Below are 21,755 nucleotides of genomic sequence, written 5' to 3'. Positions count from 1 at the left end.
CGGTGCTATCGTTCAACCACATCATTCCTCGTTGGTATGATGGTGCGGGCGCGATCAGGCTTACGGACTGCCGCCTGCCATTTGCAATTGGAATACTTCAGCTGGTGCCCCGCCTCCGGACCTCATTTCAAAGTCGGCCGGGCAATGTTTCTTGACGCGTTACCCTCCGACATTCCCCTTGACTCGGAGGCGGGCATTTTGAGTCAAGCGTACCAACAAATCGATTTTCGACATGTCCATTCTGGAAAGTCGAGCCGATTGCGGCGCGGTCAATCAGCGTTCTGCAGAGCGCAACCGCCGGCACTTGCTCGCTTCGATAGTGTGCGCCGCTTGCATCGTTTCATTGGCAGAGGATGCGTGGGCTCAATGTGCAGCTCGCGATGTCCTGCAAAACGAGATGAAGGCGCACAGGCCGCGTCCATCCTATGCGCTCCAACAGTTCAAGTCGGCGCGCGATGTTCCGACGTGGAAGACAATTAGGGTCGGCACCTTTGCCAACTCTGTTGCGCTGCGTAACGTGCTGGACACCATGAGGTGTGGTGTCGGTGGCACGGCTGCCGAAATCCTCGCTCGACCGACCTTCACCGTTGCTACTAAGGCAGCCGAAGTGAAGCTTGTCGTTGTGCGAGTAGCCGAGCTTGGGTTCAAGACGGATACCGTGACTTTGGCAGCTATTTACGCGCGCGCCATGCAGATCGGCTTTAAGCTCGCCGACGCGGAGGTCGGTCCGCAATTGCGGATTCAGTATCTGGACCAGCCTATGGGCGAATTTCTCACCATCGGAATGAAGCCAATCAAGACGTGGGGCGGCGAACCGACTATTCTGAACGTCGCGAATGGCGGAGCTGGATTGATCCTGATCGGCCAAGACGGAAGAGACGAAGCAGAAAGTGCCGCCACGTCCCGTTTTGTTTTCGCGCGGTCCAACGAACCTGCACCCAACAACGAACTTGAGAAGGCAGCCGCACTTCCGCCCCCGTGGACGGAACGGCATTCTGGACTTCAGGGTAATTGGTAGTCCGGTTCTGGACCCGGATCAGACTTCCAGGCCACTTCTAATATGCCTGAGCGAGGTCCGGCGAGCTCTTATCCGGCACGCCGCGAGCGTGAGGATCGGCTCGGTCCTTGGTTCGTTCACCGTTCAGGAAGGCCCGCCTTACGCAGACCCTCAGCGATGCGCTGAAATTCGGCAAGGAAAACGACGTTATCGGACCACTCAGACCCATCCTGCAACCAAAGGGCAACGGTATAGTTGGGCATGAGCCGACGAAGCTCGCCGACGGCGGCAAGAGCTTCAGGCTCATGTCCCGTCCATGCGTTGGCGGCGGCGAGATCTGCATAGGCAATCCAAAAGGGATTCACTGTAATGGAGCGGCTGCACCAGTCTATCGCTTCATCATATTGAGCGAGATGGCTGTGCGCATGACAGGCATAGAAGTACCACGTGCTTAGGAGCGGATCGCGGGGGCTGAGCTGGATGGCCATTTGGAGTGGGGCAAATGCCTCCGCAGATCGGCCAACACGTATCTTGGCAGCGCCCAGCGCGCCATGAGCCGGGGCGAGACTAGGATTTATCCCGATTGCCGCCATATACTCGCTGACAGCAGCGCCGAGATTCCGGCCCTTGGCGCGTTGGATCTCGCCCTTTACAAAATGCGCCATTGCGTCGCTGGGAAACTGGGACAGAACCTGATCCACCGTTTTCTCAGCGCGCCGCAACTTATCGGCGGGTGCATCGGTCCAACGATAATTGACTTGTATTGCCAAAGTATCTGCCAACCCCACGAGGGCCTTAGGGTAGCCGGGGTCGATCTGCAGTGCGCGCTCGAAGAGGGCACCCGACTCGGCTACCTGTTCGCGCGAATAGGGACGATTGAGCACGGCCAGGCCCTGCATTGTAAGATCGACCGCGTCGGGATTGTTGGGCCGCGCAACCTCCGCGTCGCGGCTTTCGTGGTTAGTCAGCTCGAGATCAAGCCGCCGCGCCAATCCACCCGTGATGACATCCTGAAGCTGCAACGATTTGGACCACTCACCGTCGACGCTCTCCGACCAGATCTGTGCGCCGGTTCGCGTATCGATCAGCCGGGCGTTGATCCGGACAATCGACTCCGTTCGGCGCAAGCTACCGTCGAGGATATAACGGACGCCGAGTTCGCGGCGAACGCGCTTTGGGTCAACGTTCTTATAGGCACGGGCTGTACTCGGCGCGATCACGAAGCTGTCCTCGATCCGCGAGAGATCGGAGCTTAGATCGTCAGCAACACCTTCCGCAAAGTACTCCTGCTCGGGTTCGTTGCTCAAATTCGTGAATGGCAGCACGACAATCGATAGACGATGCTTCACCAATTGTGGCTCATTCCATCGCATGTACCAGTAACCAAGACCGCCGCCAGCCATGAGCAGGAGAAGCGCCATTGTAAGGCCCATCCGAGCTCGCCGGCTATGCGCAGGCCACGGGACAAACGGAAAGCCCGAAATGACCGGCAGCGTATCGGAGAGCTGCGAAGCATAGGCTCGGATTGGGAGAGCGATATTTTTGAGGTTCTGCTCGCCCAGATCGGCGAACTCGACCCCGACCTTGCCACGGACTTGATCGTAGGCGGCGGAAGATATGCAGATGCCGCCGGCCTTCGCGATGCCTTCAAGCCGCGCCGCGACATTCACGCCATCGCCAAAGATGTCGTTCGGCTCGACAATCACATCGCCGATATTAATTCCCACACGGAAGACTATGCGCTTGGCTTCTGGATCATCGATTGTCAGTTCCTTGACGCGGGTCTGAAATTGTACCGCAGCTCGAACCGCTTCGACCGCGCTCGGAAATTCCGCCAAGAAGCCATCGCCGGTGTTCTTGACGATGCGGCCATCATGTTCGGCAACTGCCGGGGCGACTGCGTCCGTCAAAAGCGCAGTCAGTTTGGCATGCGTTGCCTCTTCGTCGTTGTGCATGAGCCGCGAATAGCCGGCCACGTCGGCGGCCAATATCGCCGACAGCCTGCGCGCGATCCGGGCTGGCCGCTCCTGCACCATCGCCGGCTCTCCAACCCGCTCATTGTTACGACGGATGCGCGATAGTGCCAACCGTGCGATGTTCCCAGAGCGCTTGCCATCGCTAAAACGTTAGCTGCCCTGACCGATTGTTCAGTGGGCGCCTCTATGTCGCCGATCGGACCCTGAGCGGACTTTGGCTTGCCTGAGGATGCGACGCGCCCAACTCTTATTTAAACTCAGAGGGAGAGAAGGATGCTAGCAGACGCGAAGGTGGCCACCCGTCTTCCAGCCAAGGACCTAGATCGGGCGCGGGCGTTCTATTCCGAAAAACTCGGGCTCGACCCTGTCGAACAACGCGAAGGTGGACTGCGCTACATCTGCGCAAGCGGCGAGTTTGCAATATTCATCTCGGCCGGAGTGCAATCCGGCACGCACACGCAGATGGGCTGGGAAGTTGATGATATCGAGGCAACGGTGCGCGAGCTTCGCGCGCGGGGAGTCAAGTTCGAGGAATATGACCTGCCCGGTCTGAAGACCGTTGAGGGGATCGCCGAAATAGCCGGGAATTACGCCAGCAAGGGTATCGGTGAGCGAGGCGCGTGGTTCCGCGACAGCGAAGGCAATCTTCTTGGAATCGGGCAGCCGGTCCGGTCCTGATTGGGGCTGGATCGCACATGTTGTCGGCGGGCATCGCCCCCTTGCAGCCGTAACGCAAAGGCCACGCGGGTTTGGTCCATCAGCGAAGCAACGCCTCGTCTAACGGAGGTCCGTTCGTTGAGGCATGGCGGACCAGATTTGCTTCTGCGTTCATCCTGCGTTCCTTCGTGAACGCGCTGTTCATAGTGGAACGACGATTTTCTGCATTGGTCCCCGCTCATTGTCACGAAACCAATCTCCGGCCCGATCGTTGGCCCAATGCTCCGTCACTTGCGAGAGGAGTGCCAAATGAAGCGAACGATCCTCGCGCTCGCCGCAGTGGCTGCTCTAGCTGCGGGAGCGGTAACAACAGCCAACGCTGTTGAGTTTGGCATCGGTCCCGGCGGCGTCTATGTCGGACCGGACCGATACTACCGTGACTACGGTAACGATTACTACGGCGCTTGCCGCACCATCGTCGAACACCGGATCAACCGGTTCGGTGAGGATGTTGTGGTTCGCCGCCGCATCTGCGACTGACCGCCGTGAGTAACGGTTGGGCCCCGACGCGTCCAGTACGTCGGGGCCCTCATTGTTTCGGTCCTCAGTCCTGCGAGAGAACAAGGCCGTCAGGTTTGGCGGCGCGGTGAGCGGCTGAGGTTCAGCCGCGCACGTGCGCCATGATTATGCCAGCGCGCTAGGCTGCGTGCCGCATGCGTTCGACACTCTGGGTTATATGGTTTCCGGCATCGTCAGCCACCTTCAGAGACATGTCCGCCATCCGGCGGCTGGTATCCAAGGCGCTACTGATCGTGTCGCGCATCAGATCAGTCTGCACGGCCGCCAAATCGTGAGGAGTTCGGCAGCGCCAGAGTTCATTCATGCGATCCATGGTCCGATCGATCTGCTGTCGAACGAAATCGAAGTACTCGCGCGACATGCCGTTCATTCCTTTGGCGACTGCGGTCGTAGAGTACATGATGGCTTCGGCGTTGCGGACCGAGCGTTCCGTTGCCCGCTGCGCTTCATTGCCCGTCAAACCGAACGTGAGACCAAGCTGATCAGTCGAGCGGCCCATCATCGCGGTGGCCATGTCGACGCCGAAACGCCACGTGTTTTGCAGCATCTCGGCATTTTGTTGCAGTAGATGGCTGCTGGCTTGGGCGACCTCTTCGCCGGCCTCAGCAGTAGCTAGGCCGATCCGTCTGGTCTGCTCCGCGGTCCTCTCGGCGGCGCGGCGGATTGTGTCCTCAGGGCTTTGGGTAGACTTTTCCTCCTGGCGTGGATTGGCCATTAGTTGCTCCATCGTTGTTGTTGGTGAGGTCGGAGCCTATGCCCTCCGTCACAGGTGCGATCCTACGCGAGCAAACGTGGGCATTTCTGGACCGTTCCGGGGCGAGCGAATTTTAATCAATCCTCCGCCATTGCGCGCAGGAACGAGCGGTGCAACTTCCCTGAGGGCACCGGTGGCCACGGCGGGACCCGAACTCACCGACAAGCGCCATTTCTACTTCAATTCGCCGGCGACGGCCGTCACCTGCGGCGCACAGGCGCAGCGGCCGGCCGCAATTCCATTCTCGATATGCCTGCTGCGATGTTCATACCTGTTTGCGCCTGGACGGATACCGGCTGCAAGGCGATCGTGCGATCCGAGCCGCCCACCAGGAGGTTGGCGCCAACTCCGGCACCAACTGTGCCGCCGGCGGTCGCGCCCGCATAGGTTCCGGCCAACGCGGCGTGGCGAACCGCGGTCGGAGCATAAACGGCCCAAACGAGCTGACCGCCGGACGTGGCTCCTATATCGAGACCAAGCGTGCTGACGGTGCCTTCGTAAGCCTCGCGCGCCCTGCCTCTCGCCGATGCATAGATGCAGCTCAACTGCCGTTGTCCAGCAACGATCATGCCGACTCCGGGCGATATATTGCACGTGAGTGTGCCGACTCTCGGTCGTCCGGCCTCCTGCGCCGTTGCCGGAACCGTGGCGAGCACGAGGGCGAGGGCCGCGCACGCTGTCGCCAAATTGGTCAGCCTTGTTTCGTTCAGCGTTGTCCCAATCATGAGGGCCTCCATCGAGCGTATTCGATGGTCCTTCAATGCGCGCTGAGCCCGCGATGTTCCCGTTGGTGGCACACGTCGAAGACGTGCGAGTGAGCCCAATGCGGATCAATATTGAGGTGACCGAGCGTCCTCAAACGGCTCTTGCTCTGCGGCCCACTTTGGCACGCCGTCTTCGGCCGATTGTTCTCGCTTCTGCGTTTCGGAGCCTGCTTCGAAGCGTCTCCACTTCTCGAAGCCCCGCCACAATCGCTTGCACACGCTCGCGCAGGACAGCGCAAGTATAGACCTGACCAGTACTGGACATCGCTGCCTCAGAATATGATTTGAACCAAGAAGTCGACGAAAAGACCAAGGAAGTGAATATTCGCTAGGCCGAAGTCAGTGGGCTAAAGCTGCAGTCGCCAGATGCTCCCAGTACTCAGCCTCTGCGAGCAGTTTCCAGCTTCTGTCAGGATGAAGCGCGGCAGTCTGCCGGCAAAGTGACGCCATTGCGCGAAAGCGGTGGGCAGCTTCCATTCCAAACCTCCCATGTTTTCCCCAACATATTTTTGTATTTTATGCTGGAGTCATCATGATTATCGGAAATAACTAAATTTGTCGTTTGTTGGCAGTTAATTAGGTTCCGGCGGCGCGCCTGCGTGAAATGAATTTCGCTTTTGGCTTCACATTAGTTTCGAATGCTTCGGTGCTCGGTCGTGTTGCGCACCGATTGCGCATCTCGGCACAATCGACGCGCTAGGCGAGCTGATCATGTCCGCTCCCAACCATGAGATCGCAATGATGCAGACCGCCGAGGTCGACAAGCCCGAAGCGGCGGGGGGAAACGACCGAATTGGGTATCCGGCAGGGCTGAATCCGGGCCCCGCCGGGCTTCCCCTGACGGCTCGCATGGCCTATGACGCTGCAACGCAAAAATCCCCCCAAAAGACCCCATGATCCGCCTCGACAACGTCAGCAAGCAAGCCGGCCATCAGATCCTGTTCATCGAAGCCTCCGCGGCCCTCAACAAGGGTGAGAAGATCGGCCTCGTCGGCCCGAACGGCGCCGGCAAGACCACATTGTTCCGGATGATTGCCGGCGAGGAACTGCCCGATGAAGGCCAGGTCTCGACCGATCGCGGCATCACCATCGGCTATTTCAACCAGGACGTCGGCGAGATGAGCGGCCGCAGCGCCGTGGCCGAGGTGATGAATGGCGCAGGTCCTGTCAGCGAGGTCGCAGCCGAGCTGCGCGAGCTCGAGGCCGCGATGGCCGATCCTGACAAGGCCGACGCGATGGACGAGATCATCGCCCGCTACGGCGAAGTGCAGCATCGCTTCGATGAGCTCGACGGCTATGCGCTCGACGGCCGTGCGCGCGAAGCGCTGTCAGGCCTCGGCTTCAGCCAGGAGATGATGGACGGGGACGTCGGTAAGCTCTCCGGCGGCTGGAAGATGCGCGTGGCGCTGGCCCGCATCCTCCTGATGCGCCCCGACGTCATGCTGCTCGACGAGCCGAGCAACCATCTCGATCTCGAAAGCCTGATCTGGCTGGAAAAATTCCTGCACGATTACGAAGGCACGCTACTGATGACCTCGCATGACCGCGAGTTCATCAACCGCGTGATCTCCAAGGTGATCGAGATCGATAGCGGCTCGCTCACCACCTACACCGGCGATTACGAATTCTACGAGCAGCAGCGGGCGCAGAACGAGAAGCAGCAGCAGGCGCAGTTCGAGCGCCAGCAGGCCATGCTGGCCAAGGAGATCAAGTTCATCGAGCGCTTCAAGGCGCGCGCCTCGCATGCGGCCCAGGTGCAGAGCCGGGTCAAGAAGCTCGACAAGATCGAGCGGGTCGAGCCGCCGCGCCGCCGCCAGAGCGTCGCGTTCGACTTCCCGCCGGCGCCGCGCTCGGGCGAGGATGTCGTCGCGCTGAAGAATGTCCACAAGGGCTACGGCAATAAGCGCATCTATGACGGCCTCGATTTCATGATCCGCCGCCGCGAGCGCTGGTGCGTGATGGGCATCAACGGCGCCGGCAAATCGACCTTGCTCAAGCTCATTGCCGGTGCGAGCGAGCCGGACGAGGGCACGGTCGCGCTCGGGGGCAGCGTCAAGATGGGCTATTTCGCCCAGCACGCGATGGATTTGCTCGACGGCGAACGCACCGTGTTCCAGTCGCTGGAAGACCAGTTTCCGACGGCCGGGCAGGGAAGCTTGCGCGCGCTCGCCGGCTGCTTCGGCTTCTCCGGCGACGACGTCGAGAAGCGCTGTCGGGTGCTGTCGGGCGGCGAGAAGGCACGCCTGGTCATGGCAAAAATGCTGTTCGATCCGCCGAACTTCTTGGTGCTGGACGAGCCGACCAACCATCTCGACCTCGCCACCAAGGAGATGCTGATCACGGCGCTGTCGGATTTCGAGGGCACCATGCTGTTCGTCTCGCATGACCGGCATTTCTTGGCGACGCTGTCGAACCGCGTGCTGGAGCTGACCCCGGAGGGGATTCATCAGTACGGCGGCGGCTATACGGAATATGTCGCGCGCACCGGGCAGGAGGCGCCGGGGTTGCGGTCGTAGGTGGGCGGTAGTCCGGATGGAGCGACAGCGCAATCCGGGGGTCGTGCCACGCGCGCGGTCGTACCGTGTGGTTATTGTGCCCCGGATTGCGCTTCGCTCCATCCAGGCTACAAGAGGCCGCTTGATGTCGTTCGTAGCCCGGATGGAGCATGGCCGTTCGACGCGCGTCATGCGGAATGCGCCGCGTAGTTTGTCGACATGGTCGATCAGCACGGATGATCGTCGATCATCCAGCGTTGCGGTGAAGAAGAAGGTCCCGGCCGGGACGAAATTGCGACGATAGCGGACCATGCGAGGGGCTTTCCCGGATTACGCTTCGCTCCATCCGGGCTACAACCAAATCGAGAGAGTTTCAATGAACTCGCTTGCTTGAAGGTCCCTGGCGCTCTCGTTACGCTCCCTCAAAAAGGGGAGCGAAACCACCATGAAGCAACTGCGGATCGGCGATATCACCATCGATGCGGTGATCGAGCGCGAAGGGCCGTGGCGGCGGCCGCAGGATTTCTTCCCGGCCTATGACGAGGGCGTGTTCGCTCGCCATCTGCCGACGATGGAGCCGGAGGTGTTCGACGCCGCGCGCGGCATGATGGTGATCACCTACCAGACCTTCGTGGTCCGCACGCCGCGCTACACGATTTTGGTCGACACCTGCACCGGCGAGGACAAGGGCCATCCGCCGCCGTTCGATTTTCCCGGCAAGGAGCGCTGGCGCAACGAATTGTTCGCGCTCGGCATCGGCTTCGAGCAGATCGACTACGTGTTCTGCACGCATCTGCACATCGACCACACCGGCTGGAATACCATTTTGCGCGACGGGCGCTGGGTGCCGACGTTTCCGAACGCGACATACGTCTTCCACAAGCGCGAGTATGCGGCCTGGGAGGCCGAGCACGCCAAGGGCAACAATCCGCCGGGCACCGTGTTTCGCGACAATTGCCTGCCGATCGTCGAAGCGGGACAGGCGCTATTGGTCGATGACGACTACGCGCTCGACGACACCGTGACGCTGACGCCGACGCCGGGGCATTCGCCCTGCCATTGCTGCGTCAACATTGTCTCGAAGGGCCAGCGCGCGGTGGTCGCGGGCGATCTCATGCATCATCAGATCCAGTGCCGCGAACCGGATTGGTCGGCGAAGCCGGATTGGGATCCGAAGCAGTCGGCGGTGTCGCGGCGAAAGTTCTTCGCGTCCGTTGCGGATACCGACACGTTGATCCTGCCGGTGCATTTTCCGGCGCCGACGGCCGGACTGATCAAGCCACTCGGCGACGCGTTCGATTATCGCTTCAAGCGGGAGTGAAGTTTCTCTTTCGTCATGGCCGGGCTCGTCCCGGCCATCCACGATCTTTGCGACGGAAACAAGAACGTGGATGCCCGGGACAAGCCCGGGCATGACGAATTGTGCAGCAACTGTTCGCTAGAAAAGCTGCGAATTCGTAGCGCCTTACGCGCTGGTCTCGCACTTCTTCATAAAGCTGTTCTTGGCGGCGCCGGCGAGCGGCTTGCCGTCGGAGCCGACGGCCTTGGGCGCGCAGGCCTCGGCCTTGCACTTCTTCAGGAACGAGGTCTTGGCGGCACCGGCCAGGGGCTTGCCGTCCTTGCCGATCGCCTTGCTCTCGCAGGTTTCTTGCGCGAAGGCCGAGCCCGCTGCAAAGGTGGCAACGATCGCCGCGAGGAAAATCCGCTTCATCATGGGTGTCTCCCTAAACCAGAAATGGCGGGAGGATTGGAGCCGGGAATCGTGGCGCAATCAAGCAGGATGAGCGGGCGTCGTCCGGCCTGTCTGCCGATTTTTCGGGCGCGATCGGCAAACGCTCCCACTTATTGCACTGCTCGCTGACCAGGCCGGGCGATCCTGCTAGCTTCAGACGGTTGAGATAGAGAGAGGGAGCATCGTGATGGACGCCGTGATCCCGATAGACCAGGAAGCCGCCGACCGGCATTCTCACCTGGTTCAGCCGCAGGAGATGGACTGGCAAAAGACGCGCTTTCCGGGGTGCGAAGCCAAGACCCTGCTGTTCGATCGCAGCAGCGGTCTGATGACCGCCTTGATGCGCTTTGCCCCGGGATCGGTGCTGCCCGATCACGAGCATGTCGGCATCGAGCAGAGCTACGTCATCGAGGGCGCGCTCGTCGACAAGGACGGGCCAGCCAAGGGGATCGCCTGCAAGGCCGGGGAATTCATCTGGCGCGAGGCGGGCAGCCGGCACGCCGCCTGGTGCCCGGACGGCGCGTTGATCCTGGCGATCTTCCAGGTGCCGAACAAGTTCTTCGAAGCCGATGGCCGCGTCGTCGATGCCGCCGGCCAGGATTGGGACGAGACCTGGGGGCACACCGACGCGCAGCGGGCGCGGAACATTTAGCCGGTCCTGTAGCCCGGATGGAGCGAAGCGCAATCCGGGGGCAGACCAACCGTATCGCTCGACCGTCCGCGTGAGACGAAACCCGGATTACGCTGCGCTCCATCCGGGCTACGGATTTGTCGCATCCCTATACGCCCCGCGCGAGCAGGGCCTTGAAGTCGGCGCGTGCACGCTGCGCCTCGGCGCGCGCGACGTCTGAGGCATCGCCCATGCCGAAATAGCCGTGGATCAGGCCTGGGCCCTCATGGTGTTTCACGCGCACGCCGGCGGCCTCCAGTGCCCGCGCGTAGGCCGCGCCTTCGTCGCGCAGCGGATCGAACCAGGCGGTGGTCACGACGGCGGGCGCGACGTCGGCGAGGGATGCCGCGCGCAGCGGTGAGACGCGCCAGTCCGAAGCATGGCCGGGATCGGCGAGATAATGGCCGCAAAACCATTCCATCACGGCGCGGGAGAGGAAGTAGCCGTCGGCATTCTCGGCGCGCGAGGGATAGCGCGCGTTCTCGCGCGCATCCGCATAGCTGCCGAGGACGTCGGTCACGGGATAGACCAGCAATTGCGCAGAGAGCTCGATGCCGGCATCGCGGCAGGCGATCGCGGCAGTCGCCGCGAGATTGCCGCCGGCGCTGTCGCCGGCAACGCCCAAGCGCTTTGCATCGCCGCCAAATTCCGCGACGCGGTTGAAGATGTCACTCACCGCGGCAAAGGCGTCCTCGAAGGCGCCGGGAAAGCGCGTCTCGGGCGGGCGGCGATAGTCGACGGAGACGATGACCGCGCCGGTCTCGATCGCGAGGTTGCGCGCCTGCCGGTCGTGGGTTTCGAGATCGCCCGCAACCCAGCCGCCGCCATGGAAGAACACCACGGTCGGAGCGGGCGTGGTGCCGACCCGATAGACGCGTGCATCGAGCGGGCCGGCGCCGCCTTTCACCTTGATATCCTGTACGCTGTCGACGGGCGGTGGCGGGATGGCGGCGCGCGAGGCAGCCAGTGCGCGCAAGGAATCGCGGGCGCTCTGTGGCGTCATGACCGCGGGATCGCGCATTGGCATGAGCGGAATGATCTCGGCGATCACGGGATCGAGCGGCGCGGCCATGACAGGTCCTCCAGGGTTCTTGGTCTTGCTTGCGGGTTAGCATAGATTTTGCGCGCGGCATCGGCAACCGGCGGTTCTAGCGCAACGCCGGACGAAAAGGGCAGGGAGGTCTTGAAGGTGGAATTCGAAACGCTGGTCCAGTCGCGCCGCAGCGTGCGCGGCTTCAGGAACGAGCCGGTGCCGCGCGCGGTGATCGAGGCGATCATCGAGAGCGCCAAGCGCGCGCCGTCGTCGATGAACACCCAGCCCTGGCATGTCCACGTGCTCACCGGCAGGCCGCTGGAAGAGGTGCGCCGCCGCAACATGGAGGAGATGATCGCCGGCGCCAAGGTCAAGCGCGACATCGTCAGCCATGGCGAGTACCAGGGCGTGCACCGCACGCGACAGGTCGACATCGCCAAGAAGCTGTTCGGCGCGATGGGGATCGCGCGCGACGACAAGCCGATGCGCCAGGACTGGGTGCTGCGCGGCTTCCGCCAGTTCGACGCCCCGGTCTCGCTGGTCTTGACCTATGACCGCGTGCTCGATCCCGGCGCGGTCTGCCATTTCGATCTCGGCGCGCTCTGCTACGGCATCGTGCTCGCGGCGTGGGATCGCGGCCTCGGTTCGGTGATCAACGGACAGGGCATCATGCGCTCGGATATCGTGCGCGAGGTCGCGAAGATTCCCGAGGACGAGGTGATCATGACCTGCGTCGCGATGGGCTATCCCGACGACGGCTTTGCCGCGAATGCCGTTCGCTCGGACCGCGAACTTAACGAGGAGTTCGTGCGGTACGTGGGTTTTGCCGATTAGCACGACAAAGAGGAGATTGTTCTCTGGCGAAATTTTTTTTGGTGCGGAGTCGCTGGCAAGCTCTTGCAATCTCGAAGGGGCGGGAGGAACAATATGCAGACTGAGAGGTTTGTTGCTGGCGCGAGGGAATTGAGATGCGGCGGCTGGCTAGCCTGGTTCGATGGTTCTTCGGTCCGCGAGTGCGGCGCCCGATCGATGATGATCCAAGTCTTCCTTTCACACCCGAAGAGTTCGGCCGGCTGATCCGCAGCGGCAAGCACGAGGACATGAAGCTGCTGGCTGACGGGCTGGCCTGCCGCTCCATTCCGCACCGCGCGCAATACCGCGCGACGCACTAGCCGGTTTTGCGGCGCCGTCGCTGCGCTCACCTCGTGAGCGCGACCGGTTTGAACGCGGTCACCAGCGCCTTCTCCAGCTTTCCGGCCATCCCGCGCAGTATGTCGTAAGCTTCCGCGCGCGGCATGGTCGGCTTGTAATGCCGGTGCTCGATGAGCGCTGCGAAGATGTCGGAAATCGTGAGAATTCGCACGATGTCGCCAATGGTTTCGGCGCAGAGGGCATCCGGATACCCGCTCCCGTCGAGATATTCGTGATGATGACGCACGGCATCGAGGATCTCCGGCGAAATCTTGCCGTGACCCTTCAGAAACTCGTAGCCAGCGGCCGGGTGGGTCTCGATCACGGCGCGCTCCTCGGCATCGAGACGACCCGGCTTATCGAGGATGGCGAGCGGGATCTGCGCCTTGCCGATGTCGTGGAACATGGCCGCCGAGTAGAGGCGCTCCAGATCGGCTCTTCCGACGCCGAGGCTCAGACCGAAGTCGATGGCGACACCGGTCACGATCAGGCAGTGCTGATAGGTTCCTTCGTGATGACGCCGCACCGTCGTGAGCCATTCCGACAGACCATGCTCAGTGATGCGATCGGCAATCTGGCGGCCGGCTTCCTTGGTGCCGTCCACGTCGAGGGGTTGGTCGAGGGTGACCGCCGTGAACATCGAGGCGAACGCGGTTGCCCCGATCTCAACTGCGTCGTCAAACTGTGCAGTCTCGCCTGACGAGGCAGAGGACGGATCGGCCGGATCAGACAGCGCCAACAGCAATTTGGCCCGGCTGATCGTGCCGGGCAGGACGAGCGTCGCTCCAAGCGCATAGGCTTGCGAAACGCCGACGTGAGACGTGTCCTGGATGAGGAAGATCCGCTTCTTCGCTTTGGCCAATTTGCCGGCCCGTTTCTTGATGGCCGCGATGTTGTCGAGGTCGCGAAGCTCTGCGCGGATGACGATGGCGAACGGAACCTGCGACAGCTTGGCCTCGGCGTCGAGCCGTTCGCCCGCGACGGCGAAACGCTCCTCGAGAATCGAGCAGACACGGGCCAGCTTGTCGGACGTGTCGGCCAGCACATGCACGAAGGGACGGGCCGCCTCGGCATCCCGGATGCCGTCACGATCGAAGGGCCTGAGCGTGGTTCGCGGGTTCTGCACGGTTTGACCTTCGATGTCGTGGGGTCCAATGTGCGGGATGAATTCTCGGCCTATTTGCTTCCGGCGGAATTCCGCGTAGCGGTTGCCGGCGCGCTCGCCGGCTTCTTCTTGCCGCCTGCGGTGACGAAGTGGAGTCCCGCGGTGGTGCCATCGATCCAGACCAGTTCGCAGCGCCGAAAGGCGAGCCCCGTCGATGACAGCACCATGAAGAATTCTTTGGCCTGGAGCACGTCCAGCGTACCCTCGACCTCGACCTTCGCACCTGTCTGCGATACGTCGAGCAGAACACAGCTGCGCCGCCAAGTGCCGTCTGAGCCCATCAGGTTGACGGGCTGCCGGTGGTCCATCCGAACGCGCCCCGCCTTGCGGCCATCGAATCTCATTGATTGTCCCCCAATCTTGCGCTGCGATGTGCCCTATCGTTTGTCTTGGCGTTTGCGGTGATTTCCCCCCAGCGCACCGTCCATTGGCTGGTCGACAGAAGCAGCGTGTCGAAGATCCGTTGCGCGCGTTCGCGCTCGGCAAAGGAAAGCCGTCGGCCGCTGCGGTTGCTCAGGATGGCCAGCGTGGTCTGCCAATTCAGTCGCGAAGCACGGCAGGCCATGACCAGACCTTCGCAATCCTCATCGGCCATGACGTGCTCGATGATGTCGAGCGGCGCCCCCGAGAGCACCGACAGCGCCGTGAACAGATTGGCGGTCTCGCCGCGGATCGCGAAGCGGTTGACGGTGGAATCGTTGAGCTTGCCGACGCGGTTGAGGGCGACGATCTCCGGCCTCGCGCTCGCATAGGCCGCCTGGCAGGGCAGCTTGGGCGGTGGCAAGGTGGCAGTTGCGCTCGATGTCGCGTTGTGCGGCGGCGTTGATGAGGCGTTGAGCTTCGCCGGCCTTTCCTGGCCGTTGGAGGCGGACAGCAGTTTCCGCACGATGAGCTCGGGCGTATCTGGCCTGAGCGCGAGCGCCTTCGTGATCTCGTCGTCCTGCCCAGTCCGGGCGATCAGCGCGGAATAGGCGGCCTCCGAGAGCTTGGCCCCGGGATTACCGATCAACGCAAGGTGGACGGCACGGCCGCCGCTCTTGATCAGCGCCTCGGTCAGCGGCGGCTCGACGCGCTCGCGGGCGGCGATGGCGCATTGTTGTCGTTCGCCGCCCGAGGCGGCGATCGTCTCGAGATCGACCCTGGAGAGGGTCTTCGATTTGAGCAGGACAGGGCACGCCACGTCCGGATCGGGGTGTGCGGCAAGACGCAGCAAGGTCTTCGGCGGAGCCGCCTTGAGCTCGGCAAGCGCCGCGCCCAGTTGAATCAGGGCACTGGCATCAACCCGTTCTGCCAATCGCAGAAGAACGCCATCGACCACATTGGCAAGCAATTGCTGAGGCCGGTCACGACTGCAGGTAAGTAGCTGTATAATACCGGCGAGGATGCGAGCGCAGCGATCCAGCGGGCACGTTGCGACCGCATCTTCCAACTCGACCAGAATATCAGCAGGCGAGTTTGCCATCATGGCAGGAGCCTGAATCGAAATAACTTTGACGATTTAACGAAGACTATTGCGCCTCAAAGGTGTTAATTTTTGATTTTAGAAATTAAATGCCGGGGTATTTATGCACCGTCGAATTTTCGGAAAATGCTATCGAAATTTGGCAAGACTTGACGCCCCCAGCTTGTCCTTTCACCTGGACCCTTCCCAACTGATCGCAACACATTAGGATTGGTTCTTCAGGTCCGACGGGAAACAGAAGGGGGGAAGCGAACCGGTACCGCTGCCGGATGCACACGTCGGTTACGACGGTGCATTTCATATTGCCATGAACAGCATTGATGACGTGCCGAGGTTGGCACCAAAGATATTCCGCTTTTCAGACGTCGACGAATTTCGGAACGCCATACGAGGCCTGGATTTCGAGTTCACGCCTTTCGTACGAAGAATTTCTGCTGAGCAGACCATTCTGTCGCTGCCCGGTTGCGACGTAAATTTGACGCGCGCATTTCCGCGCGTGGTTGACGGACAACTCGTCGAGAGTTGCACGGCGATCGGGTTCACGATGGACGACCTCGATGTTCCTATTCGGTTCAATGGCGCGCAGCGCGCGCGACCAGTCGTCGTCATTGGCAGCGGCGGAGCCGCCTACACGAGCATCGAGGAGGTGCAGCGGCAAATTGCCTCGGTGATGTTCAGGCCGGAGGTGACGGATCGCGGCTGGCCACGAGTGAGCCTGAGCTTCCGGATTTTCGAAACGACCGCCGCGAGCCTCGCCCGATTGCGCGGCGTGGTTCGCGAGGTGTTGGTCGCGGCGTCAGAGCCCATCGACGCATCAGACGTGCCGCTCAAGGCAGCCGCAATGAAGGAATCCCTGCTTGCGGCCGTTGACGGCGCATTTGAGAGCGTTGTCCGCGCGCGATGGACCGCGCTGCCCAATGATGCGCGGCACTTCAAGATGTTCCAGGACATCCGCGCGCTGCTGTCCGACGATCTCTCGCAACCGATCTATAGCGAGGAGATTGCGCGCAAGCTCGGCCTGTCCGTCCGCACCATGCACGACGTCGTCAGACGCTATCGCGGCATGAGCCTGCACCGTTACTTGCGCCTGCGCCGGCTGTGGCTGGTGCGACGGCGGCTGCTCGCCGGGGCGGACAGCGTCAAGGCCGTGGCGCTGGCGTTCGGATTCTGGCATCTCAGCGACTTCTCCAGAAGCTACCGCGACCAGTTCGGCGAGACGCCATCGCAAACGCTGGAGCGCGGACGTGGGCGATAGTTTGACAAATCGAGTAGGGCCGAACGCCGGTTTCGTGCTACCGTTCGACCATGAGCAATCGCATTCTCGTCCTTTACGGTTCCTACCGTTCCGACCGCATGGGCATCCGCCTTGCGAATTTCGTCATCAATCGTCTGCGCAGCCGCGGCGAGGACGTCGAATTCATCGACGCCAAGGCAATCGGTCTGCCGATGCTCGACCGCATGTACAAGGAATATCCCGAGGGCTCGGCGCCCGAGGCGCTCGAGAAGCTGGCCGGACAGATCCGCAGCGCCGACGGATTTGTTTTTGTCACCGGCGAGTACAATTGGGGCATCCAGCCCGGCCTGAAGAACCTCACCGACCATTTCCTCGAAGAGTGGTTCTGGCGTCCGGCCGCGATCGCGAGTTATTCCGCCGGCCGTCTGTCCGGCGCGCGCGCCGCGACGGCCTGGCACGGCACGCTGTCGGAAATGGGGATGGTGGTGGTATCGAGCACCATCGGCGTCGGCCCGATCGCGCAGACGCTGTCGGCCGACGGGGAGCCGATCGGCGAGGGCGGCAAGGCGCTGGAGCGCTCGTTCCCGCGCTTTGCCGACGATCTGGCGTGGTGGATCGAGGCGGCGAAAGCACAGCGCGCGCGCAAGGCGCCGCCTTATTGAGACGGTGAGTCCCGTAGCCCGGATGGAGCGAAGCGCAATCCGGGAAATCGCACGTCAACGGCACCGCCCCGGATTTCGCTTTCGCTCCATCCGGGCTACGAATCCGCGCGCTTACGCGGCCCTGACCTCGCCGAGGAAGCGGTCGAATTGGCCGGCGAGATCGCGCGACTGGGTCGAGAGCTGCTCGGCGGCGCCCAGCACCTCCCTGGCGGCGGCTCCCGTGTCGTCGGCGGCGCGTTGCACGCCGGATATGTTGCTGTTGACCTCCTGGGTGCCGTGGGCGGCTTCCTGGACGCTGCGGGCGATCTCCTTGGTCGCTGAGCCCTGTTCCTCGATCGCAGCCGCGATCGCGGTGCCGATCTGGTCGATCTCGGCGATGACGTCAGCGACGTTGCGGATCGCAGCCACGGTCTCGTCGCTCGCGGTCTGGATGGCGGTGATCTGCTCGGAGATTTCGGTCGTGGCCTTGGCGGTCTGGCCGGCCAGCGACTTCACTTCGGAAGCAACCACCGCAAAGCCGCGGCCGGCATCGCCCGCACGGGCGGCCTCGATGGTCGCGTTCAGTGCGAGCAGGTTGGTCTGCTCGGCGATGCTCTGGATCAGCGTGACGACGTCGCCGATCTTCTGCGCGCCCTCGGCGAGCGCGCGCGCGGTATCGCCGGTGCGGCGAGCATTGTCGACGGCGCGGGCGGCAATCTCGGTGGATTGCGCGACCTGACGGCCGATCTCCGAGATCGATGAGGTCAGCTCCTCGGTGGCGCTGGCAACCGTCTGCACATTGGTCGAAGTCTGTTCGGAGGCGGCGGCGACGATGGCGGCCTGGCTGTTGGTCTGGGCCGCCGTTGACGTCATCGACTGCGCGGTGGTCTCCATCGTGGAGGAGGCCCGCGAGAGGCCGCCGACGAGCTCGGTGATCTTGGCCTCGAAGGCGCGGGTGAGGTCGTCGAGGGCCTGGGCGCGGCGCATCTTGCCGTCATTCTCGGCCTGCTTCTCGGCCGCAAGCCGGTCGGCCCGGATCATGTTGTCCTTGAACACCTGGACCGCGGCGGCCATCGCCCCGATCTCGTCGGAGCGCTCGGCGCCGGGGATGCCTTCCGCAACTTCGCCGTCGGCGAGCCGCGACATCCGCGTCGTCAGGCTGACGATCGGCGCGCAGACGCGGCGGCGCACGGTCACGATGAGGCCGGCGCTCGCGATCAGCACGGCGGCAAGGCCAGCAAGCGCGATGGTGAAGCTGGTGCGCGCGCCCGAAGACGCGCCGGCGAGGATCTCTTCGGCATTGTCGTAGAAGGCGTCGCGGACGCCGATGATGGTGCCGAGGCCGCGCTGCGTGGCGGCGTAGTAGGCGTCCACGTCGTGCTCGTACTTGCCGCTGACCGCACCGTCCTTCACCAGCTTGAGCTCGCGGCCGAACTCCTCGACATAGACCGCGTTGAACTTCTCCAGTGCAGCGGCGACGTTCGCCGGAGTCGCTGGATTGCCACGTAATTCCTGCAGCGCCATCACGATCTGATCGTTGCGGCCTTGCGAGCGGCTGATCTCGGCCTTTTCGGCGTCGGTCGCAGGCTTCTTGCCGCCGACGAGATTCTTGTGCAGGCTGGAATTGAAGCCGCCGACGTCGCGCAGCGTCATCGCGATATTGGCGTAGCTGGCCTGCCGGTAGGCGTCGCCGTTGAGAATCGCCATGCGGCGGACCTGCTCGTTGAGCAGCGCGGTCACGCCGCCGTTGAGCACGGCATTGTCGGCGACGATCTTCTTGGCGGCATCCTTGCGCGCCTCTGCAGGCCCCGCGAGCGCCTTGTCGATGGCCTCGCGCAGCGCGGTGAATTTCGCATTGATGCCGTCGATGTTGCTGCCGATCGTGCTGCCGTCGTCGAAGGAGCCGGGCAGTTCCTTGCGCAGCGCGTTCATCCTGTCGCGGGCGCCGTTGGTCTGCTTGCGCAGCTTGTCCTGCTCGGCGAGCAGCGCCGGATCGATCGTGGCGGGGCCGTAGAGGATGTTGGTGGAAAAGCCGCGCTCGGGGTTGAGATAGCGCGGGATGTCGCTGGCAGCGCGAACGATCGCCAGGCGGCCTTGCGCCTCGCTGATCCGCTCCATCGTCTGATATTTCGTCACGGCAACGTAGACGGCGAGGCCGCCGCCGACGGTCGAGAGCGAGACGATGGCGGTGGTCAGGAGCGTACCGATTTTCATGATCTGTCCGGCAATTGGCGCGGGAGAATTATTGTGCGCGAAAGATAGGCAGGCGATGTTAATCCCGGGTTTACGCTGGTGGCCGCGCAACTCAGCCGGATGCCCGGTCGAGCTTGGCGAGGATCTCCAGCGTGGCGCCGTCGCGTTCGCCCGCGAAATATCGGGCGATCGCCTGATCGAAGACGGGCTCATGAGATACCGCACCGAACAGTGTCATCGACGAGCGGAATTTCGCATCATCCGGCGCGCCCAGGATTGCGTTGATGGTCCGCCCCTGAACGGCGAGCACGAGCCTCGTGCATTCGATCAGGCGCACCCCGAGGACGGGATGGGCGAGGTAGGCCTCGGCCTCCGCGTGGGAGCCAATGGCGTAGCGCTGCGACATGGCGCTGAAGCCGAGGCCCGCGACCTGCGGGAAGATGAACCACATCCAGTGAGTCTGCTTCCGGCCCCGGGCTAACTCGCCCTGGACGTCGCGATAGACCGGGTCCTGGGCCCGGACAAAGCGGTTGAGATCGAACGGATCGGTCATTGGATACCTCAGGAAGCCGTACCGGACCCCTTGCCGGCCGCGATTATGCCTAACTTTTGGCTCCCAATGTGGTAGCTGGTATAGAGTCTCCGGGTGGGGGTTGGGCGCCCCCGGGGGTCGATTTGGGGATCTGATGGTTTCCGACGCAGCACATGCCGAGAGGCTGTTGTCGCGCCGCCGTGTCGGGCGAGCCGAAAAGATATTGCTGTCTCTGGCAGCGATCGCGCTGGCGCTTGGCGCTGCCGCGTGGGTTGCGGATATGGGCGATTCGACCCCGCTGGTCTCCGCCGCGTTGCCGCCGGCCAATGCCCCTTCATTCGAGGACCGTTTCGCTTCGGCCTCCGGCAATCCGCCGGCCCGCGAACTCGGCCTGCGGACGCTGGAGCGCTCCGCCCTGAACGCGGTCCAGCTCAAGCTTCGCGATGCCAAGGCCATGCTCGCCGAGAAGCTGCAGGGTGATGACTGGCGCTCGACCCTGACCGAAGACGACCAGCCCCCGGCCGAGGAGGCGAGGCCCTCGCAGCGCGCCGACGCCGTCCCGATGCCGCGCTCGCGCCCGGTCCAGGCCGATCTCGCCTCCCAGATCGCATCCAGCCAGGCGTATGCCGACACCAGTCCCCGGGTCGATAACCGCAATTTCTTCGAAAAATTCACCGACAAAATCAAGCTGGCCTCGCTGACGCCCGACAGCGGGTTGTTCAACAAGGCGCCCGATCTTTCGGCCCTCGGCTACGATTCGCGGACGGCGGTCTATGACATCTCGGCCAAGGCGGTTTACCTGCCGGGCGGCGTGGCTCTCGAGGCCCATTCCGGCTTCGGCCCGATGATGGACAATCCCGACCATGTCGATCGGCGGATGGTCGGTGCGACGCCGCCGGCGACCTACGAGCTGAAGCCGCGCGAAAAGCTGTTCCACGGCGTTCGGGCGCTGCGCATGACTCCGGTCGAAGGCACCAGCGCGCTCGGCCGCGTCGGCCTGCTCACCCACAATTACATGCTCGGACCGCGCGGCGATTCCAACGGTTGCGTCTCGATCAAGGACTATGACCGTTTCATCAAGGCCTACGACAATGGCGAGTTCAACCGTCTGGTCGTGGTGCCGAATCTGCGCGGGTCTGCGACCGCCTCGCAGCGCGCGAGCACCGATTCCTGATCTTTGCCTGCCGCGGCGGGGCTGCCGTTTCCCCTTCGTTAAATCGTCCTCGTCCAGAAGCAGCCCATGAGTGATCCATCAAGTTCCGAGACCCCGCTGCGCACGACGTTCAAGATCAAGCTGAACGGTGACACGCTGGCGATTGCGACCGTCGGCCAAGCCTATCAGTTCCTGACCAATTTCAAGTCGGTGGAATGGATGGAATTCCGCTCGCTGCATGAAGATGCGGTCGCGGCGCTGGAGGGCGCTGCCGGTAACGCCATGCTCGCAGTGCAGGCAACCAACGCCGTGCGTGCGCTGTTCGTCAGCGCGAAGCTGCTCTAGCGACAGCTTCGTAGCCCGGATGGAGCGAAAGCGTAATCCGGGTCGTGCGCGTCAGTGGCACCTTCCCGGATTGCGCTGCGCTCCATCCGGGCTACAGACCTTTTCTGTCCCAGCTTGAACTCCGCTATAGGAACGGGCAAACGGTCCGCGAAGACCGTAGCTCCAAACCAATATGTTTGAAA

23 protein-coding genes are annotated in these 21,755 nt (G+C 62.7%); 13 read left to right on the top strand and 10 right to left on the bottom strand.

Annotated features, from left to right (window positions below):
• The first annotated feature begins 232 nt into the window (after positions 1-232).
• Positions 233-1,018, top strand: coding sequence for a hypothetical protein (locus ACR9YP_RS26995; protein WP_474217589.1), 786 nt, complete (start codon positions 233-235; stop codon positions 1,016-1,018).
• A gap of 116 nt (positions 1,019-1,134) precedes the next feature.
• Here ACR9YP_RS26995 and ACR9YP_RS26990 read toward each other — a convergent pair whose 3' ends face one another.
• On the bottom strand, positions 1,135-3,033 hold the full coding sequence (locus tag ACR9YP_RS26990; RefSeq protein ID WP_474217588.1) for an adenylate/guanylate cyclase domain-containing protein: 1,899 nt from the start codon (positions 3,031-3,033) through the stop codon (positions 1,135-1,137).
• A gap of 213 nt (positions 3,034-3,246) precedes the next feature.
• On the opposite strand from ACR9YP_RS26990, the gene ACR9YP_RS26985 reads away from it, so the two are divergent.
• Both ACR9YP_RS26985 and ACR9YP_RS26980 read left to right on the top strand, forming a co-directional pair.
• A complete protein-coding gene (locus ACR9YP_RS26985) occupies positions 3,247-3,651 on the top strand; it encodes a VOC family protein (protein ID WP_438108742.1) in 405 nt (134 codons plus the stop codon).
• A gap of 288 nt (positions 3,652-3,939) precedes the next feature.
• Entirely contained in the window at positions 3,940-4,170 is a 231-nt protein-coding gene (locus tag ACR9YP_RS26980) for a hypothetical protein (protein ID WP_143035523.1), read from the top strand.
• Positions 4,171-4,327: 157 nt separating this feature from the next.
• Here ACR9YP_RS26980 and ACR9YP_RS26975 read toward each other — a convergent pair whose 3' ends face one another.
• Together ACR9YP_RS26975 and ACR9YP_RS26970 are read right to left on the bottom strand one after the other, a co-directional pair.
• Positions 4,328-4,924 carry a phasin family protein gene (locus ACR9YP_RS26975; RefSeq protein WP_091893015.1) on the bottom strand — a complete coding sequence of 199 codons (597 nt, stop codon included), beginning with the start codon at positions 4,922-4,924 and terminating at the stop codon, positions 4,328-4,330.
• Positions 4,925-5,163: 239 nt separating this feature from the next.
• Entirely contained in the window at positions 5,164-5,688 is a 525-nt protein-coding gene (locus tag ACR9YP_RS26970; protein ID WP_091893017.1) for a DUF992 domain-containing protein, read from the bottom strand.
• A gap of 750 nt (positions 5,689-6,438) precedes the next feature.
• Here ACR9YP_RS26970 and ACR9YP_RS26965 point away from each other — a divergent pair.
• From ACR9YP_RS26965 to ACR9YP_RS26955, 3 genes are all read left to right on the top strand, one after another.
• Positions 6,439-6,624: a hypothetical protein gene (locus tag ACR9YP_RS26965; protein ID WP_438108739.1), complete on the top strand. Its 186-nt coding sequence runs from the start codon at positions 6,439-6,441 to the stop codon at positions 6,622-6,624.
• Positions 6,621-8,243 (top strand): ABC-F family ATP-binding cassette domain-containing protein, encoded by a 1,623-nt coding sequence (locus ACR9YP_RS26960; RefSeq protein ID WP_438108737.1) that lies wholly within the window; start codon positions 6,621-6,623, stop codon positions 8,241-8,243. The genes ACR9YP_RS26965 and ACR9YP_RS26960 overlap by 4 nt, the downstream gene beginning before the upstream one ends.
• A 424-nt stretch (positions 8,244-8,667) precedes the next feature.
• The gene (locus tag ACR9YP_RS26955) at positions 8,668-9,543 is read left to right on the top strand and encodes an MBL fold metallo-hydrolase (RefSeq protein WP_438108735.1); all 876 of its coding nucleotides are present in this window, start codon (positions 8,668-8,670) and stop codon (positions 9,541-9,543) included.
• Positions 9,544-9,687: 144 nt separating this feature from the next.
• Here the strand turns inward: ACR9YP_RS26955 and ACR9YP_RS26950 are convergent, their stop codons facing one another.
• Entirely contained in the window at positions 9,688-9,936 is a 249-nt protein-coding gene (locus tag ACR9YP_RS26950) for a hypothetical protein (protein ID WP_438108734.1), read from the bottom strand.
• A 205-nt stretch (positions 9,937-10,141) separates the two neighbouring features.
• On the opposite strand from ACR9YP_RS26950, the gene ACR9YP_RS26945 reads away from it, so the two are divergent.
• Positions 10,142-10,606 (top strand): cupin domain-containing protein, encoded by a 465-nt coding sequence (locus ACR9YP_RS26945; RefSeq protein ID WP_438108732.1) that lies wholly within the window; start codon positions 10,142-10,144, stop codon positions 10,604-10,606.
• 127 nt (positions 10,607-10,733) lie between these two features.
• On the opposite strand, the gene ACR9YP_RS26940 is transcribed toward ACR9YP_RS26945, so the two are convergent.
• Positions 10,734-11,696, bottom strand: coding sequence for an alpha/beta hydrolase (locus ACR9YP_RS26940; protein ID WP_438108731.1), 963 nt, complete (start codon positions 11,694-11,696; stop codon positions 10,734-10,736).
• Positions 11,697-11,813: 117 nt separating this feature from the next.
• Here ACR9YP_RS26940 and ACR9YP_RS26935 point away from each other — a divergent pair, with 117 nt between their 5' ends.
• Together ACR9YP_RS26935 and ACR9YP_RS26930 are read left to right on the top strand one after the other, a co-directional pair.
• Positions 11,814-12,491, top strand: coding sequence for a nitroreductase (locus ACR9YP_RS26935; protein ID WP_438108729.1), 678 nt, complete (start codon positions 11,814-11,816; stop codon positions 12,489-12,491).
• A gap of 134 nt (positions 12,492-12,625) precedes the next feature.
• Positions 12,626-12,829, top strand: coding sequence for a hypothetical protein (locus ACR9YP_RS26930; protein WP_091899114.1), 204 nt, complete (start codon positions 12,626-12,628; stop codon positions 12,827-12,829).
• Between the two features lie 26 nt (positions 12,830-12,855).
• Here ACR9YP_RS26930 and ACR9YP_RS26925 read toward each other — a convergent pair whose 3' ends face one another.
• From ACR9YP_RS26925 to ACR9YP_RS26915, 3 genes are read right to left on the bottom strand one after another with little or no spacing between them, the layout of a single operon-like run.
• Positions 12,856-13,974, bottom strand: a complete 1,119-nt coding sequence (locus ACR9YP_RS26925; RefSeq protein ID WP_474217587.1) for an HD-GYP domain-containing protein — start codon at positions 13,972-13,974, stop codon at positions 12,856-12,858.
• A 50-nt stretch (positions 13,975-14,024) separates the two neighbouring features.
• A complete protein-coding gene (locus ACR9YP_RS26920; protein WP_091899116.1) occupies positions 14,025-14,357 on the bottom strand; it encodes a PilZ domain-containing protein in 333 nt (110 codons plus the stop codon).
• Positions 14,354-15,478 (bottom strand): DUF2336 domain-containing protein, encoded by a 1,125-nt coding sequence (locus tag ACR9YP_RS26915; protein ID WP_474217586.1) that lies wholly within the window; start codon positions 15,476-15,478, stop codon positions 14,354-14,356. Before ACR9YP_RS26915 ends, ACR9YP_RS26920 begins: the two co-directional genes overlap by 4 nt.
• Positions 15,479-15,782: 304 nt before the next feature.
• Here ACR9YP_RS26915 and ACR9YP_RS26910 point away from each other — a divergent pair, with 304 nt between their 5' ends.
• On the top strand, positions 15,783-16,730 hold the full coding sequence (locus ACR9YP_RS26910; RefSeq protein WP_474217585.1) for an AraC family transcriptional regulator: 948 nt from the start codon (positions 15,783-15,785) through the stop codon (positions 16,728-16,730).
• A 50-nt stretch (positions 16,731-16,780) separates the two neighbouring features.
• Positions 16,781-17,371 carry an NADPH-dependent FMN reductase gene (locus tag ACR9YP_RS26905; RefSeq protein WP_474217584.1) on the top strand — a complete coding sequence of 197 codons (591 nt, stop codon included), beginning with the start codon at positions 16,781-16,783 and terminating at the stop codon, positions 17,369-17,371.
• Between the two features lie 111 nt (positions 17,372-17,482).
• Here ACR9YP_RS26905 and ACR9YP_RS26900 read toward each other — a convergent pair whose 3' ends face one another.
• Positions 17,483-19,564, bottom strand: coding sequence for a methyl-accepting chemotaxis protein (locus tag ACR9YP_RS26900; RefSeq protein ID WP_474217583.1), 2,082 nt, complete (start codon positions 19,562-19,564; stop codon positions 17,483-17,485).
• A 91-nt stretch (positions 19,565-19,655) separates the two neighbouring features.
• Entirely contained in the window at positions 19,656-20,096 is a 441-nt protein-coding gene (locus ACR9YP_RS26895; RefSeq protein WP_438108719.1) for a DUF1810 domain-containing protein, read from the bottom strand.
• A 202-nt stretch (positions 20,097-20,298) separates the two neighbouring features.
• Here ACR9YP_RS26895 and ACR9YP_RS26890 point away from each other — a divergent pair, with 202 nt between their 5' ends.
• Together ACR9YP_RS26890 and ACR9YP_RS26885 are read left to right on the top strand one after the other, a co-directional pair.
• On the top strand, positions 20,299-21,249 hold the full coding sequence (locus ACR9YP_RS26890; protein ID WP_370985481.1) for a DUF2778 domain-containing protein: 951 nt from the start codon (positions 20,299-20,301) through the stop codon (positions 21,247-21,249).
• A gap of 66 nt (positions 21,250-21,315) precedes the next feature.
• Positions 21,316-21,573: a hypothetical protein gene (locus ACR9YP_RS26885; RefSeq protein ID WP_024338019.1), complete on the top strand. Its 258-nt coding sequence runs from the start codon at positions 21,316-21,318 to the stop codon at positions 21,571-21,573.
• Positions 21,574-21,755 lie beyond the last annotated feature (182 nt).

This window comes from Bradyrhizobium sp. BR14999, from assembly GCF_056106085.1.
The sequence above is the reverse complement of the archived record's forward strand: the minus strand, read 5'-3'. Positions and strand labels throughout refer to the sequence as shown.